This window comes from Actinacidiphila sp. DG2A-62, assembly GCF_035825295.1.
Classification (GTDB): domain Bacteria; phylum Actinomycetota; class Actinomycetes; order Streptomycetales; family Streptomycetaceae; genus Actinacidiphila.
The window spans coordinates 2,629,989-2,648,345 of sequence record NZ_JAYMGI010000002.1 but is presented as its reverse complement, the minus strand read 5'-3'; the positions used below and the strand labels follow the sequence as shown (position 1 = coordinate 2,648,345).

Here is an 18,357-nt window from a genome sequence, read left to right as displayed (position 1 = left end):
TCCCTTGCAAGCGCTCCTATCTAAAGATAGCTTTACAAGCGTGACGGAGAAGCCCATGCGACCCCAGGTCCACCTCAGCGACCCCCGTGCCCTGCGCGCCTACGCGCACCCCGTGCGGATGGCCCTGGTCGGGCTGCTGCGCCGGGAGGGCCCGCGCACCGCGACGCAGGCCGCCCCGCTGGTCGGGGAGTCGGTCGCCAGCTGCTCGTACCACCTGCGGATGCTGGCCAAGTACGGGCTGGTGGAGGAGGCCGACCCGGACGGCCCCGGGCGGGACAAGCCATGGCGAGCCACCGCGGAGTACACCGACTGGCCGGGCTGGTCGGACGACCCCGCGGTCGCCTCGGCGGCCGAGGCGCTGACGCTGGCGGTGGCGGAGAACCAGTTCCACCGGATGGCCAGGGCGATGGAGAGGCGCCACAAGCTGCCCCGGGAGTGGCAGGAGGCCGAAGGGTTCAGCGACGTCACCCTGTATCTCACGGCGGAGGAGCTGAACAGCCTCGGGCGGCGCGTCGAGGCACTCTTCCAGGAGTACGGCGACCGCGTCGCGCACCCCGAGCGCAGGCCCGCGGGCGCCCGCAGGGTGGTGTGCCTGAACGCCGGCTTCGTGGCGCCGGAGCCCGAGCCCGAACCGGGGCCGGAGCGGCCGGCCGCCGGCGAGGCCCGGGCCGATCCGCCCGCCGGGGAGCCGTCGTGAGCGCCGCGTGGGCCGGGCGGGCGGCGCGCGCGGTGGCCGGGCGTGCGCCCGGGCTGCTGCACGACCGGCAGTTCCGGCGCTACTGGACCGGGCAGAGCGTGTCGTTCATCGGCGACGAGATCACGTTCCTCGCGCTGCCGCTGGCCGCCGTGCTGGTGCTGCACGCCGGCGCCCGGGAGATGGGCTGGCTGTCCATGGCCGGGCTCCTGCCCGCGCTGCTGTTCTCGCTGCCGGCCGGCGCGTGGGCCGACCGGCGCGGCCGGCGCCGCGCGGTGATGATCGCCGCCGACCTGGGTCGGGCCGCGCTCATGGTGTCGGTGCCGGTCGCCTACGCGCTCGGCGGCCTCACCCTGGGACAGCTCTACGCGGTCGCGTTCGCGGTGGGCGCGCTCGCGGTGGTGTTCGACGTCTGCAACGCGACGCTGTTCGTCTCGCTGGTCAGGCCGGAGCAGTACGTCGAGGGCAATGCCCTGGGCAACGGCAGCCGGGCGTTCTCCTTCGTGGCCGGCCCAGCGCCGGCGGGCTGCTCGTCCAGGTGCTCGCGGCCCCGCTCGCGCTGCTCGTGGACGCCTGCTCCTACCTGGTCTCGGCCGTGAGCCTGAGCCGGATAGCGCCCGCGGAGCCGCCCGCCGCCGCACCGGCCGAGGGCCACTTCTCCGCCGGACTGCGGTTCATCGGCGGCAACCCCGTCCTGCGCGCCCTGGTCGCCTCCGCGGCCACCGTGAACTTCTTCAACTTCATCTTCCACACCCTCGTGGTGCTCTACGCCGTCGACCGGCTCGGGCTGAGCCCCGGCACGCTGGGCGCGGTGGTGGGGGCGGGAGCGGTGGGCGGCGTCCTCGGCGCGGCGCTCACCGGGCGGATCGTGCGCCGCGTCGGCCTCGGACCGACGGTCGTGCTCGGCACGGTCGGCTTCCCCGCGCCCATGATGCTGGTGCCGCTGGCCGGCGGGCCCGAACCGGCGGTGCTCGCGCTGCTGTTCGTGTCGGAGTTCCTGTCCGGGTTCGGGGTGATGCTGCTGGACATCGCCAGCGGCTCGCTCCAGGCCGCGGTCATACCGGACACGCTGCGCTCGCGGGTCTCGGGCGCGTTCCGCACGGTCAACTACGGCATGCGGCCGCTCGGCGCGCTCGCCGGCGGCCTGCTCGGCGGCGCGGCGGGGCTGCGCCCCACGCTGTGGATCGCCACCGCGGGCGGCGTGCTGGGCGTGCTGTGGCTGCTGCCCTCGCCTGTGCCCCGGATACGCGAACTGCCCGCCAAGGCGATCGATCCCGCGTCGCCGATGGCGCGGCCCGCCGCCCCGACGGCGTCGGACGCCCCAGCAGCCCGCACCCGGGCCCCCGAGCCCCCGGCCGGCCGGGCACAGGACGCCGCGGCCCCGGGGGCCGGAGCCCTGGACGCCGCGGCCCCGCAGACCGGAGCCGTGGACGCCGGAGCCCCGGACGCTGCGGCCCCGGAGGCCGAGCCGGCTGCCGACGCCCCGGGGGCCGGGCAGGGCTCCGCGTTCGGCGCGAAGGCGGCCCGCACGTAGCAGCGGGGCGGGCGGGACGGGGCGGTGGCGGCTACTCCAGCCAGCCGTCGAGCTCCGCGGCGACCGCGTCCAGCGCCGCCCGGTCCAGCGTGCCGGCCGGGTCCTCCAGGACCACCAGCCACTGCGCGTCCTCCGCGTCGTCCTCGCCGGCCAGGGCGTCGCGCACCAGGCGGGGTTCCTCCGGCAGCGCGAAGGCGTCGGCCAGCTTCTCCGCCGCCTCCCGCGCGGCGTCGCGGTCGGGCAGCACCAGGACATGTCGTACGTCGCTCACCCGGGCATTGTCGCGGTACGCGGCGCCGCGCCGCATCCGCCCGGCTCTCCGCCCGGGTGCCGTGCCGGCGCTGGCGAACGACGCCCGGGTGGGGGCCCGGCCCGGGACCGCGGGCGGGAGTGTCCGAGGCGCGTGGGATGCTGGACCGCGATGGCCAGGAAGAGCGCACCCGACGACGTCCTCGCTCCGCTCACCCTCGCGGTGGGCCAGGAGGACCTGCTGCTGGACCGCGCCGTGCGCGAGGTGGTCGACGCCGCCCGCGCCGCCGACCCGGACACCGACGTGAGGGACCTGACGCCCGAGGCGCTGCAGCCCGGCACGCTGGCGGAGTTGACCAGCCCGTCGCTGTTCGCCGAGCGCAAGGTCGTGGTGGTGCGCGCCGCGCAGGACCTGTCGGCGGACACGGTCAAGGACGTCAAGGCGTATCTGGCCGCGCCCGTCGAGGAGATCACCCTGGTGCTGCTGCACGCCGGCGGCGCCAAGGGGAAGGCGCTGCTGGACGCCGCGCGCAAGGCCGGGGCGCGCGAGGTGGCCTGCCCGAAGATGACCAAGCCCGCCGACCGGCTGGCCTTCGTCCGGGGCGAGTTCCGCACCCTCGGCCGCTCGGTGACCCCCGAGGCGGCCCAGGCGCTGGTCGACGCCATCGGCAGCGATCTGCGCGAACTGGCCAGCGCCTGTGCCCAGTTGACCGCCGACACCGACGGCGCCGTGGACGTCGCGGTGGTCGCGCGCTACTACACCGGGCGGGCCGAGGCCACCGGCTTCGAGGTCGCCGACCTGGCGGTCACCGGCCGCGCCGCGGAGGCGCTGGAGCGGCTGCGCTGGGCCCTGTCGGTCGGCCAGCCGCTGCCCGGCATCACCTTCGCGCTGGCCTCCGGGGTGCGCGCGATCGGCAAGGTGGCCTCCGCGCCGCGCGGCGCCAACCCCGGCCAGCTCGCCCGCGACCTCGGGATGCCGCCGTGGAAGATCGACCGGGTCAGGCAGCAGGTCCGCGGCTGGACCGCGGACGGCGTCTCGGTGGCGCTGCGGGCCGTCGCCGAGGCCGACGCCGCCGTCAAGGGCGGCGGCGCGGACCCGGCGTACGCACTGGAGAAGGCCGTCGTCGCCGTGGCCCGCGCCTCCCGCTCCCGCGCCTGACGCCGGCACGCGGGCGCGCCCGACCGCTGCGCCCCCCCGCCCGGCCGCCGTCCGGCCGCCTCCCGTCCCCCGCACAGCACGCCGCCCCGCCCGCCCCGCGCTACTTCCGCAGCTTGGCCAGCGTCCCCTTCGCCGACCACTGCAGCCACTGCGTGACCTCGTCGACCGACGGCTGGCTGTCGGCGGAGGAGTCCGAGCTGAAGCCGGTGAACTGCGTCCAGTTCGCGGAGTACGTCATCCAGCCGTCGCGCACCGCGACGGTCACATAGCGCTCACCCGAGGCCGAGGACAGCGAGTCCGAACTGATCACATACGCCTCGTCGCCCAGCCCGGAGACCGGCGTGACCTCGTACTTCTCGTCCTTGTGCTGGGTGTAGCCCTTCCAGGTGTCGGTGAACTCGGCCCCGGGGTCGGTCTTCTTGTGCAGGTCGAACTGGAGGTAGGTGTACGCGGACAGCGAGGAGGCGCCGGAATCGCCCTCCATGCTCTGGCTGCAGGTCATCGAGTCCAGCGCGTCGCCCTTGGAGGTGTAGGCGGTGTGCGAGGAACTGGGCTTGAAGCCGGGGCCGAACGGCGAGAAGTCGGCGGAGTCGCACAGGTCGCCGACCACGTGGTAGCCGCGCAGGTCCGCGTCCGAGCCGCCGTCGCGCAGCAGCAGTACGCCCCCGGCCCACGCCGCCGAGGCGACCACCGCTCCGACGACGGTCCACAGCGCCGCACGCCCCACCCCGCCCCGGCGGCCCGCGCCGCCCGCACCCGGGGGAGCCGCCGGCACGCCGGGCCCGGCTCCCGGATATCCGGGCGGAGCCTGTCCCGGCGCCGCCGGTCCGTACGCGGACGGGACCGGCGGCCCCTGCTGCCCCGGCGGGTTCGCCGGCGGACCCTGCGGCGGCCCCTGGGGCGCGGCCGGCGGGTCCTGCGCGTAGGGGTTCTGCTGCGGCGGCACCGGCGAGCCGTAGCCGCCCGGGCCTTGCGGAGGAGGGGAGTAGGGGGAGCCGCTCGGTCGTTCCGAAGGCGTCGACATGGCCCGAGCGTAGTGCGGACAGCACACCGCCCGTCCGGTTTTCCCGGGCGGGCGGTGACGTGTGCGGTGCGCCGCACGCACGTGGCGAACGTCCGTGTGCGGCGCGCGAGCCGAGCGGTACGGGTCCGGGCGGTAGAGGGGCCGCTGGGTCCGGTTGCCCGCGGTGCGCGGATCGGTCGACGCCGTCCCGCGCGGGGCCGGCGTCAGGGGCGGAGCCCGGGAGCTCAGCCCTGGAGCGAGGCGACCGAGTGGGCCAGCGCCGACTTCTTGTTGGCGGCCTGGTTCTTGTGGATGACGCCCTTGCTGACCGCCTTGTCGAGCTTCTTGGCGGCGTAGGCGGCGGCGGCACCGGCCTTCTCCGCGTCACCGGCGGCCACGGCCTCACGGGTGCGGCGGATCGCGGTCTTCAGCTCGGACTTGACGGCCTTGTTGCGCAGGCGCGCCTTCTCGTTGGTCTTGTTGCGCTTGATCTGGGACTTGATGTTCGCCACGAAAGAGCCTTCTCAGGTTCGTATGCTTCGAGGGTTCCCGGAGAGGTCCGCCGGGAGCCGCCAGGTGAGCGCCTCGGGTAGAGGGCACGAGGCACAGCGCCCCAGGCTACCAGCAGCCCACGGCCGCTCCCAAACCCGTACCGGCCCCACATCCCGGCCCCGTCCGGCCCCGTCCGGTACGCGTCGCCGGCCCCGTCCGGCCCGGGTCGCCGGCCCCGTCCCGCCCCGCTTCGGGCCCCTCCCGCACACCCGCCGCCGACGCGCGCCGCGGCCACGGCGCCGCTCATGGGACTATGGAACCCCGCACCGTAAAGCGCCCCGAGAATCTCTAAGAAACTGGACCCTGCGTGCCCGCCATCCCTTCGCACCTGCCGCTCCACGTGCCGGAGCCGAGCCGTACCGACCCGGCGCTGATCCGCAACTTCTGCATCATCGCCCACATCGACCACGGCAAGTCCACCCTGGCCGACCGGATGCTGCAGCTCACCGGCGTGGTCGACCAGCGCCAGATGCGCGCCCAGTACCTCGACCGGATGGACATCGAGCGGGAGCGCGGGATCACGATCAAGTCGCAGGCCGTGCGGCTGCCCTGGGCGCCCACCGAGGGCGACCAACAGGGCCGCACCCACATCCTGAACATGATCGACACCCCCGGCCACGTGGACTTCACCTACGAGGTGTCCCGCTCGCTGGCCGCCTGCGAGGGCACCATCCTGCTGGTCGACGCCGCCCAGGGCATCGAGGCGCAGACGCTCGCCAACCTCTACCTGGCGATGGAGAACGACCTCACCATCGTGCCGGTGCTGAACAAGATCGACCTGCCCGCGGCCCAGCCGGAGAAGTTCTCCGAGGAGCTGGCCAATCTCATCGGTTGCGACCCCTCCGACGTGCTGAAGGTGTCCGCCAAGACCGGCGTCGGCGTCGACGCGCTGCTGGACCGGGTGGTCCGCGACATCCCCGCCCCGGTCGGCGTCGCCGACGCGCCCGCCCGCGCGATGATCTTCGACTCGGTCTACGACTCCTACCGCGGCGTGGTCACCTACGTCCGCGTCGTCGACGGACAGCTCACCAAGCGCGAGCGCATCCGGATGATGTCCACCGGCGCCACCCACGAGCTGCTGGAGATCGGCGCCAACTCGCCCGAGATGCTGCCCGCCGACGGCCTGGGCGTCGGCGAGGTCGGCTATCTGATCACCGGTGTGAAGGACGTCCGCCAGTCCAAGGTCGGCGACACCATCACCACCCAGAGCGCCGGCGCCACCGAGGCGCTGGGCGGCTACAAGGACCCCAAGCCGATGGTGTTCTCGGGCCTGTACCCGCTGGACGGCTCGGACTACCCCGAGCTGCGCGAGGCCCTGGACAAGCTCCAGCTCAACGACGCCGCCCTGGTCTACGAGCCGGAGACCTCCGCCGCCCTCGGCTTCGGCTTCCGCTGCGGCTTCCTCGGCCTGCTGCACCTGGACGTGATCCGCGAGCGCCTGGAGCGCGAGTTCGGCCTCGACCTGATCGCCACCGCGCCCAACGTCGTCTACCGGGTGGTGATGGAGGACGGCGCCGAGCACACCGTCACCAACCCCAGCGAGTTCCCCGAGGGCAAGATCGACGAGGTGTACGAGCCGGTGGTGCGGGCCACCGTGCTCGCGCCCACCGAGTTCATCGGCGCGATCATGGAGCTGTGCCAGAACCGGCGCGGCTCGCTGCTCGGCATGGACTACCTCTCCGAGGACCGCGTCGAGATCCGCTACACCCTGCCGCTGGCCGAGATCGTCTTCGACTTCTTCGACCAGCTGAAGTCCAAGACCCGCGGCTACGCCTCGCTGGACTACGAGCCCACCGGCGAGCAGAGCGCGGACCTGGTCAAGGTCGACATCCTGCTGCACGGCGACAAGGTCGACGCGTTCTCCGCGATCACCCACAAGGACAAGGCGTACGCCTACGGGGTGCGGCTGGTCGCCAAGCTGCGCGAGCTGATCCCGCGGCAGAACTTCGAGGTGCCCATCCAGGCCGCGATCGGCTCCCGGGTGATCGCCCGCGAGACGGTCCGCGCCATCCGCAAGGACGTGCTCGCCAAGTGCTACGGCGGCGACATCAGCCGCAAGCGCAAGCTGCTGGAGAAGCAGAAGGAGGGCAAGAAGCGGATGAAGATGGTCGGCAGCGTCGAGGTGCCGCAGGAGGCCTTCATCGCGGTGCTGTCCACCGACTCCGACGGCGACGCCAAGGCCAGGAAGTAACCCCCGCGGCGTGCAACCCGCGGGCCGTGTCCCCTTACGCATCCGGCCCGCGGCCTCTACCCTGATCCGACCGGATAGGTTACTGGTGAGTTAAGAAGAAATCGCGCGCGTCCCGGAGGTTGCCGTGACCGGCACACAGTCCCTGATCGAGAACCGGCCGCCGTCCGTGGCGACGCTCTTCCTTGAGCGGGTCGCCGCCACACCCGACGCCGAGGCGTACCGCTACCCGGTGCCGCCGGCCGACGGGCAGGGCCCGGACGAGTGGCGGTCGGTGACCTGGGGCCAGGCCGCCGAGCGGGTCTTCGCGATCGCGGCCGGCCTGATGGACCTCGGCGTGCGGCCCGAGGAGCGGGTGGCCATCGCCTCCGACACCCGGGTCGACTGGATCCTCGCCGACCTCGCCGTGCTGTGCGCGGGCGCTGCCACCACCACCGTCTACGCGAGCACCAACGCCGACGAGACCGCGTTCATCCTCGCCGACTCCGGCAGCCGGGTACTGATCGCGGAGAACGCCGCCCAGGTCGACAAGGCCCGCCGGCGCCGCGCCGAACTGCCCGAGCTCGCGCACGTCGTGGTCATCGACACCGCCGACGCGGCCGACCCCGACGGCGACGGCTGGGTGCTGTCGCTGCAGGAGCTGGAGAAGCGCGGCGCCGCCTACCTGGAGCAGCACCCCGAGGCGGTCCGCGAGAGCGTCGCCGCGATCGGCCGCGACCAGCTCGCCACCCTGATCTACACCTCCGGCACCACCGGCCGCCCCAAGGGCGTCCGGCTGCCGCACGACGCCTGGTCGTACATGGGCCGCGCCATCGAGGCGATCGAACTGCTGGACGAGAACGACGTGCAGTACCTGTGGCTGCCGCTCGCGCACGTCTTCGGCAAGGTGCTCACCGCGGGCCAGATCACCGTCGGCCACGTCACCGCCGTCGACGGCCGGGTGGACAAAATCATCGAGAACCTGCCGGTGGTGCGGCCCACGTACATGGCCGCCGTGCCGCGGATCTTCGAGAAGGTCTACAACGGCGTCGCGGCCAAGGCCCGCGAGGGCGGCGCCGCCAAGTACCGGATCTTCCAGTGGGCCGCCGAGGTGGCCCGCGAGTACGCCAAGGCCACCCAGAACAGCATGCGACTGACCGGTGTGCCCACCGCCCCGCTGGGCCTGCGCACCAAGCACGCGGTCGCCGACCGGCTGGTCTACGCCAAGCTGCGCGAGGCGTTCGGCGGCCGGCTGCGCGCGTGCGTGTCCGGCTCGGCCGCGCTCGCCCCCGAGATCGGCTACTTCTTCTCCGGCGCCGGCATCCACATCCTGGAGGGCTACGGCCTCACCGAGTCCAGCGCGGCCAGCTTCTGCAACCCCGGCGAGTCCTACCGCACCGGCACGGTCGGCAAGGCGCTGCCCGGCCTGGAGGTCAGGATCGCCGAGGACGGCGAGATCCTGCTGCGCGGCCCCGGCATCATGCAGGGCTACCACGGGTTGCCGGAGAAGACCGCGGAGGTGCTGGAGCCGGACGGCTGGTTCCACACCGGCGACATCGGCGAGCTGTCGCCCGACGGCTTCCTGAAGATCACCGACCGCAAGAAGGACCTGATCAAGACCTCCGGCGGCAAGTACATCGCGCCCGCCGAGGTCGAGGGCCAGTTCAAGGCGGTGTGCCCGTACGTCAGCAACGTGCTGGTCGTCGGCGGCGGCCGCAACTTCTGTACGGCGCTGCTCGCGCTCGACGAGCCCGCGATCCTGGCCTGGGCGGCGGAGAACGGCCTTAAGGGCCGGCCGTACGCCGAGGTGGTGGCGAGCGACGCGGTGCGCGAGCTGGTCGACGGCTATGTGCAGCGCCTCAACGAGGGGTTGCAGCGCTGGCAGCAGATCCGCAAGTTCCGCGTCCTGCCGCGCGACCTCGACGTCGAGCACGGCGACCTGACGCCGTCGCTCAAGCTCAAGCGCCCCGTCGTGGAGCGGGAGTTCGCGCCGCTCATCGACGAGATGTACGCGGGCACGCGCGAGGCCTGAGACCGGGCCGGCGCCGCACCCGCGGGACCGGGTCGGCGCCCCGCCCCGCGCCGGCGCGCAGAGTAGCGCAGTCGGGGGCGCGACCGGGGGCGCGGCCGGCGGCGGATCGCACGAACGGGGGACGCCGGACCCGGGCGGCCGGGAAAGCCGACGGGGCCTGCGACGCTGAGACGATGAGCGTCACGGAAGCCTCGCCGGCCGCGCCCGCCCCCCGCGTCCAGGACGGGCGGACGGCCCTGCGGACCAGCCTGCCCGGCAACGAGCTCGCCGCCGGCGCGGCCCGCCGCTTCCTGCGCACCGCGCTGGCCGCCTGGGCGCCGCCCGGCTTCCCCGAGCGTGCCGTGGACGACGGCACCCTGCTGCTCAGCGAGCTGGTGACGAACGCCGTGGTGCACGCCGGCACCGGCGTCGACCTGCTCTGCCGGCTCGACCCCGCGGCCGGCCCCGAACTGTTCCTCGCCGTCACCGACCACCACCCCGCCCGCGTCCTGCGCTCGCGCGCCGCCCCGCCGCCGGAGGCCGCGGAGGACGGCCGCGGCCTGCACCTGGTCGCCGGGCTCGCCGACGCCTGGGGCGTCAGCTACCGCCGCGACCGCAAGACCGTCTGGTGCCGGATCGACCTGGCCGCCGACGCCCCGGCCGCGGCGCCGCCCGACGGGCCGACGCAGCTGCTCGCCCCCGCGCTGCCCGCGCCGCCGCGCCGCGCCGACCCCGACTGGATCAGCCGCGGCTCGCTGTCCTTCCTCGCCGAGGCCTCCGAGCTGCTGGCCGGGCAGCTCGACGAGGACAACGTCGCCTCGCTCGCCGCCCAGCTGCTGGTCCCGCGGCTCGCCGACTGGTGCGCGGTGTGGCTGTACCCGCCGGGCGCGGCGCCCCGGCTGGCCCACGTCTGGCACCGCTCGGAGCAGTCGGCCGACGACCTGCGGGCCGTACTGGAGAAGTCGCCGCCGCCCGCGCCCGCGCAGGACGGGACGTGGGGGAGCAGGCCGCTCGCCGATCCGTTCGGCGCGACGGCCGTGCCGCTGGTGGCCGGCGGCCACTGCCACGGCACGCTGATGCTCGGCCGCTCCGGGCTGCTCGGGCTGCCGGACGGGGCGGCCGGCCTGATCGACGACTTCGCCCGCCGGGTCGCGCTCGCCCTCGGCACCGCGCGGCAGTACGCCCGCCAGGCGATGATCAGCACGGTCCTGCAACGCGGCCTGCTGCCGCCGGCGGCCGGCCGCATCCCCGGCGTCGAGCACGCGGTGGTCTACGAGCCGGCCGCCGGCGACTGGGTGGGCGGCGACTTCTACGACCTGTTCCCGGCCGGCGACGGCCGCTGGTGCTTCGCCCTGGGCGACGTCTGCGGCAGCGGCCCCGAGGCGGCGTCGCTGGCCGGCATCGCCCGCCCGGTGCTGCGGCTGCTGGCCCGCGAGGGGTACGGCGTCGCCGACGTGCTGGACCGGCTCAACCGGGCCCTCGCCGACGAGGCGGCCACCGCGCTGCTCGCCGAGACCACCGCGTGGCACACCGGCCAGGGCCGGTTCCTGTCCCTGCTGTACGGCGAGGTCACGCCGTACGCGCCCGGCCGCCCCGACCCGTACCCCGACCCGTATCCCGGCCCCGGCCCGGCCTCCGCCCCGGGCTCCGGTCCCGGCCCCGGGGCGTTCCTCGGCGCGCGCTGCACGATCGCCTCCGCCGGGCACCCGCTGCCGCTGCTGCTCGCCGCGGACGGCACCGTGCGGCCCGCGGCCGAGCCGCAACTGCTGCTCGGGATCTCCGACGACGCCCGCTACACCAGCCAGCGCCTCGACCTCGCGCCCGGCGACGTGCTGCTGTGCGTGACCGACGGCGTCACCGAGCGGCGGCACGGACGGCGGCAGTTCGACGACGACGACGGCCTGGCGGCGGCGCTGCGGGAGTGCCGCGGGCTGGCCGCGGCCGACGTCGCCGAGCGGATCCGCCGGGCCGTGCACGACTTCGACGACGCCCCGCCCGCCGACGACCTGGCGCTGCTGGTGCTGCGCGCCTGACGGCCGCTCCTTCGCCGGCCGCCGGAACGCCCGCCGGTGGCGGATACTGGGGGGATGCCTTCCGTACTCCCCGACGGCGAGCCCGTGCCCGCCGACGGCGCGCTGCCGCCGCACGCCCTGGCCGGGGCGGCCGACCGGCCGCTCGGGTTCTACCTGCACGTGCCGTACTGCGCGACGCGCTGCGGGTACTGCGACTTCAACACCTACACCGCGAGCGAGCTGCGCGGCTCCGGCGGCGCGCTCGCCTCGCGCGAGAACTACGCCGACGTGCTGGTCGAGGAGGTGCGGCGGGCCCGCAAGGCGCTCGGGGACGACCCGCGGCGGGTGGAGACGGTGTTCGTGGGCGGCGGCACCCCCACGCTGCTGCCCGCGGCCGACCTCGGGCGGATGCTGGCGGCGATCCGGGAGGAGTTCGGGCTCGCGCCGGACGCGGAGGTGACGACCGAGGCCAACCCGGAGTCCGTCGACCCCGCCTACCTGGCCGACCTGCGCGCGGCCGGCTTCACCCGGGTGTCCTTCGGCATGCAGAGCGCCCGGCAGCACGTGCTGCGCGTGCTGGACCGCACCCACACCCCTGGCCGGCCCGAGCGCTGCGTGGCCGAGGCCCGCGCGGCCGGGTTCGAGCACGTCAACCTCGACCTCATCTACGGCACCCCCGGCGAGAGCGACGACGACTGGCGGGCCTCGCTGGACGCGGCCCTGGGCGCCGGGCCCGACCACGTCTCGGCGTACGCGCTGATCGTCGAGGACGGCACCCGGCTGGCCCAGCGCATCCGGCGCGGCGAGGTCCCGCCGACCGACGACGACGAGCACGCCGACCGCTACCTGATCGCCGAGGAGCGCCTGGCGGCCGCGGGCTTCCACTGGTACGAGGTGTCCAACTGGGCCGCCTCGGCGGCCGGCCGCTGCCGGCACAACGAGCTGTACTGGACCGGCGCGGACTGGTGGGGCGCGGGCCCCGGCGCGCACAGCCACGTCGGCGGCGTCCGCTGGTGGAACGTCAAGCACCCCGGCGCCTACGCCCAGGCGCTCGCCGAGGGCCGCAGCCCCGGCGCCGGCCGCGAACTGCTCACCGCCGAGGACCGCCGGGTCGAGCGCATCCTCCTGGAGCTGCGCCTGGCCGCCGGCTGCCCGCTGGACCTGCTGGCCCCCCAGGGCGCCCGCGCCGCCGCCCGCGCGGTGACGGACGGCCTCCTGGAGCCCGCCCCTTACGCCGAGGGCCGCGCCGTCCTCACCCTCAAGGGCCGCCTCCTCGCCGACGCCGTGGTCCGCGACCTGGTCGACTAGCGCCGCTCCCGGGCCGCGCCCCGGGGCGGACCGGACCGGACAGGGCAATACAGCTAGGCGCCCGGCTCCGTCACGAAGTCGATCAGCTCCTCCACCCGGCCGAGGAGCTCGGGTTCGAGGTCGCGGTAGCTGCTCACGCAGGCGAGGATGCGCTGCCACGCCTCACCGGTGGTCAGGTGGGACCAGCCGAGGGCGCGGCAGACGCCGATCTTCCAGTCCTCGCCGCGCGGGACCCGGGGCCATCCGGGGATGCCGACCGAGGCCGGCTTCACCGCCTCCCACACGTCGATGTAGGGGTGGCCGACGACCAGGACGTCCGGGCCGGTGACCGAGGCGGCGATCCGCGACTCCTTGGAGCCGGGGACCAGGTGGTCCACCAGGACGCCGAGGCGGGCCCCCGGGCCCGGGCCGAAGGACTCGACCACGGCCGGCAGGTCGTCCACGCCCTCCAGATACTCCACGACGACGCCCTCGACCCGCAGGTCGTGGCCCCAGACGCGCTCGACCAGCTCGGCGTCGTGCCGGCCCTCGACGTAGATCCGGCCCGCCCGGGCGACCCGGGCCGTGGCGCCGGTGACCGCGATCGACCCGGACGCCGACAGCAGCGGGCCGCGCGGCGCGGGGGCCGCGGCCCGCGGGCGCACCAGCGTCACCGGCTTCCCGTCGATCAGGAAGCCGCGCGGGGTCATCGGGAAGACCCGCAGCTTGCCGAACCGGTCCTCCAGGGTGACGGTGAGCCCCTCGGCGGTCTTCTCCACCCGCACCACGGCCCCGCAGAAGCCCGTCGCGGCCTCCTCGACCACCAGGTCCCGCTCGGCGGCCACCTCGGGCGCGGGCGCCTGCTTCTTCCACGGCGGGGTGAGATCGGCGTCGTAACTGCGGCTGCGCATGGGGGAGATCGTAGCCAGGGCCGCCCGGCCGGTCGCGGTACCGTGCCGGTCGCCTCCCCGGCGGGTCGGCCCCGCCGTCCGCGCCGCCGCGCATCGCCACGCCGCGCCGCCGCGCATCGTCACGCCGCGCCGCCGCGCATCGTCACGCCGCGCCGCCGCGCATCGTCACGCCGCGCCGCCGCGCCGCCGCGCATCGCCGCGCCGCCCCGCCCCTCCGCTACCGCGGCCCCGCGCCGAACCTCCGCGCCAGCGCGTCCCGCTGCTCCCGGACGAACCGCGCGTCCACCACCGCGCCGTGCCCCGGCACGTACCGCGCGGTCTCCCCGCCCAGCGCCAGCAGCGCGTCCAGCGTGCCGGGCCAGCGGGCCGGGACCGCCGCGTCGTCGGCCTGCGGGTCGCCGGACTCCTCGACCAGGTCGCCGCAGAAGACCACCGCCGGGTCGCTGGCCGTCGCGCCCGGCACCAGCACCACCAGGTCGTGCGCGGTGTGCCCGGGACCGGGGTGCACCAGCCGCACCGGCCGCTCCCCGAGGTCGAGCGCCAGCGCGCCGTCGACCGTCGTGTCCGGCACGGCGAGCGAGCGCGCCGCCGCCGCGGCCTCCTCCGGGCCGACGCCGTGCCGCACCGCGTCCGCGCGCAGCGCCTCCCGCTCCCCGGCGAGGTACGCCGGCAGCGCCCGGTGCCCGTACACCCGCGCCCCGGGCAGCGCCGCCGCGCCGAGAACGTGGTCGAAGTGGCCGTGGGTGAGCGCCACATGGCTGACCGGGCGCCCGGTCAGCGCCGCGGCCTGCTCCGCCAGCTCCGCGCCCTCGCGCAGCGTCGACCCGGTGTCCACCAGCAGCGCCGCGTCCGCGCCCACCACCAGCCCCACCGTCACGTCCAGGAACGGCAGCCGCCGCCGGGCCACCCCGGGGGCCAGCTGCTCCCACACCGAGTCCCCGGACGGGCCGTCCCGGCCGGCCCCGCGCGTTCTCGTCGACATCCACGGGGGCGACCGTACCGCCCCGAGGATGACCGAATACGGAGCCGCTCTTGCCGAGCCCTCGCCGCCTCGCCGTACACTGGCTGCGGGAAAGCTGGCACTCGAAACCGCGGAGTGCCAGGCAGCAGGTCCGGGACCCGCGGCTGGAGGTGCGCGATGCTCAGCGAACGCAGGCTTGAGGTGCTGCGTGCCATCGTCCAGGACTACGTCGGCACCGAGGAGCCGGTCGGCTCCAAGGCGCTGACCGAGCGGCACCAGCTCGGCGTCTCGCCCGCCACGGTGCGCAACGACATGGCCGTGCTGGAGGAGGAGGGCTACATCGCCCAGCCCCACACCAGCGCCGGCCGCATCCCCACCGACAAGGGCTACCGGCTCTTCGTCGACAAGCTCGCCGGCGTCAAGCCGCTGTCGGCCGCCGAGCGCCGGGCCATCCAGAACTTCCTGGACGGCGCGGTCGACCTGGACGACGTGGTCGGCCGCACCGTCCGGCTGCTCGCCCAGCTCACCCGGCAGGTCGCCGTCGTGCAGTACCCCTCGCTGACCCGCTCCTCGGTCCGCCACGTGGAACTGCTCTCGCTGGCGCCCGCCCGGCTGATGCTGGTGCTGATCACCGACACCGGCCGGGTCGAGCAGCGGATCGTCGACTGCGCGGGCCCGGTCGGCGAGACCGTCCTGGCCGACCTGCGGGCCCGGCTGAACAGCCGGGTCGTCGGCCGCCGCTTCAGCGACGTGCCGCCGCTGGTGCAGGACCTGGCCGAGGGCTTCGAGCCCGACGACCGGCCGGCGGTGGCCACCGTGCTCGCCACCCTCCTGGAGACCCTCGTGGAGGAGAAGGAGGAGCGGATCATGCTCGGCGGCGCGGCGAACCTCACCCGCTTCAACCACGACTTCCCGCTGACCATCCGCCCGGTGCTGGAGGCGCTGGAGGAGCAGATGGTCCTCCTCAAGCTCCTGGGCGAGACCTGGGACCCGTCGATGACCGTGCGCATCGGGCATGAGAATTTTCACGAGGGCCTCAATTCCACCTCCGTGGTGGCGGTCGGCTACGGTTCGGGCGACGAGGCAGTCGCCAAACTCGGCGTGGTCGGACCGACCCGCATGGACTACCCCGGAACGATGGGAGCGGTACGCGCAGTGGCACGTTACGTCGGACAGATCCTGGCGGAGTCGTAAGTGGCCACGGACTACTACGCCGTGCTCGGCGTGCGCCGCGACGCAGGACCGGACGAGATCAAGAAGGCGTTCCGCCGCCTCGCCCGCGAACTGCACCCGGACGTCAACCCGGACCCCAAGACCCAGGAGCGGTTCAAGGAGATCAACGCCGCGTACGAGGTGCTCTCCGACCCGCAGAAGAAGCAGGTCTACGACCTCGGCGGCGACCCGCTGTCCGCCGCGGGCGGTGGCGGCGGCGCGGGCGGCTTCGGGGCCGGCTTCGGCAACTTCAGCGACATCATGGACGCCTTCTTCGGCCAGTCCTCGCAGCGCGGCCCGCGCTCGCGGACCCGGCGCGGGCAGGACGCCATGATCCGGCTGGAGATCGAGCTGGACGAGGCGGCGTTCGGCACCACCAAGGACATCCAGGTGGACACCGCGGTCACCTGTGGCACCTGCAACGGCGAGGGCGCGGCTCCCGGCACCTCCGCGCAGACCTGCGACATGTGCCGCGGCCGCGGCGAGGTCTCCCAGGTCACCCGGTCCTTCCTGGGCCAGGTCATGACCTCCCGGCCGTGCCCGCAGTGCCAGGGCTTCGGCACGGTCGTGCCCACGCCGTGCCCGGAGTGCGCGGGCGACGGCCGGGTCCGCTCCCGCCGCACCCTCACCGTCAAGATCCCCGCGGGCGTCGACAACGGCACCCGCATCCAGCTGGCCGGCGAGGGCGAGGTCGGCCCCGGCGGCGGACCCGCCGGCGACCTCTACGTCGAGATCCGCGAGGTGCCGCACCCGGTCTTCCAGCGCCGCGGCGACGACCTGCACTGCACGGTCACCATCCCGATGACCGCGGCGGCGCTGGGCACGAAGTGCCCGCTGGAGACGCTCGACGGGCTGGAGGAGGTCGACATCCGGCCGGGCACGCAGTCGGGGCAGTCGATCCCGCTGCACCAGCGCGGCATCACCCACCTGCGCGGCGGCGGCCGGGGGGACCTGGTCGTGCACGTCGAGGTGCTCACGCCGTCCAAGCTCGACCCGGAGCAGGAGGAGCTGCTGCGGCGGCTCGCGCAGTTGCGCGGCGAGGAGCGGCCGACCGGTCAGTTCGCGCCCGGTCAGCAGGGCCTCTTCTCCCGCCTCAAGGACGCGTTCAACGGCCGTTAGAACGGCCTCCTGGCGTCTCCCGCCGCCCGGGTGCCGCCCGGATGCCGGGCTTCGGCGCCGCGGGGGCGCGGGGGAACTGCTCCCCCAGCACTCCGTCCGGGAGGTACCCTCACCGGCTCCCACGCGGGGGTTGGTCGCCACCGGCCCGAAGGGGCTGTGGCTGCCGATCCGGACCACCGGCCCGGTGGTGGGCTGAGCGCGCAGTTCCCCGCGCCCCTGGGGGGCAAGGTCCGGCGGGGGGAGGGCCGACGCCCTGCGTCGAGGGGGCCGGGGGCGCGTGACACCATGAGGTCATGGACGAACTCGCCGCGTTCTCGGCGTATCCGATCGTGCAGGCCCCGATGGCCGGCGGCGCGTCGAACCCCCGGCTGGCCGCCGCGGTGTCCGCGGCCGGCGGCCTGGGGTTCCTGGCCGCCGGGTACAAGACCTCGGAGGCGATGTACCAGGAGATCCGCCAGCTGCGCGACCTGACCTCGCGGCCCTTCGGCGTCAACCTGTTCATGCCGCAGCCGCCCACCGCGGACCCCTCGGCGATCGCCGTCTACGCCGAGCAGCTGGCCGGCGAGGCCGCCTGGTACGCCACCGCGCTCGGCGACCCGGACGTCGGCGGCGACGACGGGTACGACGCGAAGGTCGCGGTGCTGCTGGAGGACCCGGTCCCGATGGTGAGCTTCACCTTCGGCTGCCCCGACCGCGCGGTGCTCGACGCGTTCGCCCAGGCGGGCACCTTCACCGTGGTGACGGTCACCTCGCCCGCCGAGGCGCTGGCCGCGCAGTGGGCCGGCGCCGACGCGGTGTGCGTGCAGGGCGTGGAGGCCGGCGGCCACCAGGGCACGCACCGCGACGACCCGCTGTCCGACGGCGCCGGGATGGGCCTGCTCACGCTGGTCCCGCAGGTGCGCGAGGCCGTGCAGCTGCCGATCATCGCGGCCGGCGGGCTGATGCGCGGCGGCCAGATCGCCGCGGTGCTCGCGGCCGGCGCGGACGCCGCGTCGCTCGGCACCGCGTTCCTGGTCACCCCGGAGTCCGGCGCGAGCCCGCTGCACAAGAAGGCGATCACCGACCCGGTCTTCGCCCGCACCGAGCTGACCCGCGCGTTCTCCGGCCGCCCGGCCCGCGGTCTGCTCAACCGCTTCATGCGCGAGCACGGCCCCTACGCGCCGCCCGGCTACCCGCAGATCCACCACCTGACCTCGACGCTGCGCAAGGCCGCCGCCGCGGCCGGCGACCCGCAGGGCATGGCGCTGTGGGCGGGCCAGGGCCACCGGCTGGCCCGGGAGCTGTCCGCGGGCGCGCTGGTGGAGACGCTGGTCGCCGAGCTGGAAGCGGCCGGGGGAGCGCGTACGTGACCGCGCCGGTGTTCCTGGTCCCGGCGGCGTCCCTGGACGCGCTGACGGCCCCTCAAGGCCCGCACGGCTCCGGCGGCCCATACGGCCCAGCGGCCCCCGGCGGCTCCGGCGACGCCGCCGGCTTCCGCCCGCCCGCG

At 75.0% G+C, this 18,357-nt stretch carries 14 protein-coding genes and 1 pseudogene; 10 read left to right on the top strand and 5 right to left on the bottom strand.

Annotated elements, in window-relative coordinates:
• Positions 1-55 precede the first annotated feature (55 nt).
• Positions 56-697 (top strand): helix-turn-helix domain-containing protein, encoded by a 642-nt coding sequence (locus VSR01_RS11810; protein ID WP_326453603.1) that lies wholly within the window; start codon positions 56-58, stop codon positions 695-697.
• Positions 589-2,228 (top strand): annotated as a pseudogene (locus VSR01_RS37715) (MFS transporter). Before VSR01_RS11810 ends, VSR01_RS37715 begins: the two are co-directional and overlap by 109 nt.
• Before the next feature lie 31 nt (positions 2,229-2,259).
• Here VSR01_RS37715 and VSR01_RS11795 read toward each other — a convergent pair.
• A complete protein-coding gene (locus tag VSR01_RS11795; protein ID WP_326449211.1) occupies positions 2,260-2,499 on the bottom strand; it encodes a hypothetical protein in 240 nt (79 codons plus the stop codon).
• A 150-nt stretch (positions 2,500-2,649) separates the two neighbouring features.
• Here VSR01_RS11795 and holA point away from each other — a divergent pair, with 150 nt between their 5' ends.
• A complete protein-coding gene (gene holA, locus VSR01_RS11790; protein WP_326449210.1) occupies positions 2,650-3,636 on the top strand; it encodes a DNA polymerase III subunit delta in 987 nt (328 codons plus the stop codon).
• A gap of 100 nt (positions 3,637-3,736) precedes the next feature.
• Here the strand turns inward: holA and VSR01_RS11785 are convergent, their stop codons facing one another.
• Together VSR01_RS11785 and rpsT are read right to left on the bottom strand one after the other, a co-directional pair.
• Positions 3,737-4,660 (bottom strand): hypothetical protein, encoded by a 924-nt coding sequence (locus tag VSR01_RS11785; RefSeq protein WP_326449209.1) that lies wholly within the window; start codon positions 4,658-4,660, stop codon positions 3,737-3,739.
• Positions 4,661-4,884: 224 nt separating this feature from the next.
• Entirely contained in the window at positions 4,885-5,151 is a 267-nt protein-coding gene (gene rpsT / locus VSR01_RS11780; protein WP_326449208.1) for a 30S ribosomal protein S20, read from the bottom strand.
• 380 nt (positions 5,152-5,531) lie between these two features.
• On the opposite strand from rpsT, the gene lepA reads away from it, so the two are divergent.
• The 4 genes from lepA to hemW all read left to right on the top strand — a co-directional run bounded on the left by lepA (position 5,532) and on the right by hemW (position 12,689).
• The gene (gene lepA, locus VSR01_RS11775) at positions 5,532-7,382 is read left to right on the top strand and encodes a translation elongation factor 4 (RefSeq protein ID WP_442785665.1); all 1,851 of its coding nucleotides are present in this window, start codon (positions 5,532-5,534) and stop codon (positions 7,380-7,382) included.
• Positions 7,383-7,506: 124 nt separating this feature from the next.
• Complete coding sequence (locus VSR01_RS11770) at positions 7,507-9,390, top strand: AMP-dependent synthetase/ligase (RefSeq protein WP_326449207.1); 1,884 nt, start codon at positions 7,507-7,509, stop codon at positions 9,388-9,390.
• Between the two features lie 173 nt (positions 9,391-9,563).
• The gene (locus tag VSR01_RS11765) at positions 9,564-11,402 is read left to right on the top strand and encodes an ATP-binding SpoIIE family protein phosphatase (protein WP_326449206.1); all 1,839 of its coding nucleotides are present in this window, start codon (positions 9,564-9,566) and stop codon (positions 11,400-11,402) included.
• Between the two features lie 54 nt (positions 11,403-11,456).
• On the top strand, positions 11,457-12,689 hold the full coding sequence (gene hemW, locus VSR01_RS11760) for a radical SAM family heme chaperone HemW (RefSeq protein ID WP_326449205.1): 1,233 nt from the start codon (positions 11,457-11,459) through the stop codon (positions 12,687-12,689).
• 53 nt (positions 12,690-12,742) lie between these two features.
• Here the strand turns inward: hemW and VSR01_RS11755 are convergent, their stop codons facing one another.
• Positions 12,743-13,579, bottom strand: a complete 837-nt coding sequence (locus tag VSR01_RS11755) for a DUF3097 domain-containing protein (RefSeq protein ID WP_326449204.1) — start codon at positions 13,577-13,579, stop codon at positions 12,743-12,745.
• A 217-nt stretch (positions 13,580-13,796) separates the two neighbouring features.
• Positions 13,797-14,561, bottom strand: coding sequence for an MBL fold metallo-hydrolase (locus VSR01_RS11750; protein ID WP_326449203.1), 765 nt, complete (start codon positions 14,559-14,561; stop codon positions 13,797-13,799).
• A 156-nt stretch (positions 14,562-14,717) separates the two neighbouring features.
• Between VSR01_RS11750 and hrcA the strand changes: the two genes are divergently transcribed.
• The 3 genes from hrcA (at position 14,718) to VSR01_RS11735 (ending at position 18,220) form a co-directional block, all read left to right on the top strand.
• A complete protein-coding gene (gene hrcA, locus VSR01_RS11745; RefSeq protein WP_326449202.1) occupies positions 14,718-15,734 on the top strand; it encodes a heat-inducible transcriptional repressor HrcA in 1,017 nt (338 codons plus the stop codon).
• Positions 15,735-16,871, top strand: a complete 1,137-nt coding sequence (gene dnaJ, locus VSR01_RS11740) for a molecular chaperone DnaJ (RefSeq protein WP_326449201.1) — start codon at positions 15,735-15,737, stop codon at positions 16,869-16,871.
• Between the two features lie 293 nt (positions 16,872-17,164).
• The gene (locus VSR01_RS11735) at positions 17,165-18,220 is read left to right on the top strand and encodes a nitronate monooxygenase (protein WP_326449200.1); all 1,056 of its coding nucleotides are present in this window, start codon (positions 17,165-17,167) and stop codon (positions 18,218-18,220) included.
• Positions 18,221-18,357 lie beyond the last annotated feature (137 nt).

Excerpts from the sequence above, each read along its gene's own strand:
- VSR01_RS11750 (WP_326449203.1), bottom strand. The coding sequence starts at position 14,561 with ATGTCGACGAGAACGCGCGGGGCCGGCCGGGACGGCCCGTCCGGGGAC.
- hrcA (WP_326449202.1), top strand. The coding sequence starts at position 14,718 with ATGCTCAGCGAACGCAGGCTTGAGGTGCTGCGTGCCATCGTCCAGGAC.
- VSR01_RS11765 (WP_326449206.1), top strand. The coding sequence starts at position 9,564 with ATGAGCGTCACGGAAGCCTCGCCGGCCGCGCCCGCCCCCCGCGTCCAG.
- VSR01_RS11810 (WP_326453603.1), top strand. The coding sequence starts at position 56 with ATGCGACCCCAGGTCCACCTCAGCGACCCCCGTGCCCTGCGCGCCTAC.
- VSR01_RS11755 (WP_326449204.1), bottom strand. The coding sequence starts at position 13,579 with ATGCGCAGCCGCAGTTACGACGCCGATCTCACCCCGCCGTGGAAGAAG.
- hemW (WP_326449205.1), top strand. The coding sequence starts at position 11,457 with ATGCCTTCCGTACTCCCCGACGGCGAGCCCGTGCCCGCCGACGGCGCG.
- VSR01_RS11785 (WP_326449209.1), bottom strand. The coding sequence starts at position 4,660 with ATGTCGACGCCTTCGGAACGACCGAGCGGCTCCCCCTACTCCCCTCCT.
- holA (WP_326449210.1), top strand. The coding sequence starts at position 2,650 with ATGGCCAGGAAGAGCGCACCCGACGACGTCCTCGCTCCGCTCACCCTC.
- VSR01_RS11735 (WP_326449200.1), top strand. The coding sequence starts at position 17,165 with ATGGACGAACTCGCCGCGTTCTCGGCGTATCCGATCGTGCAGGCCCCG.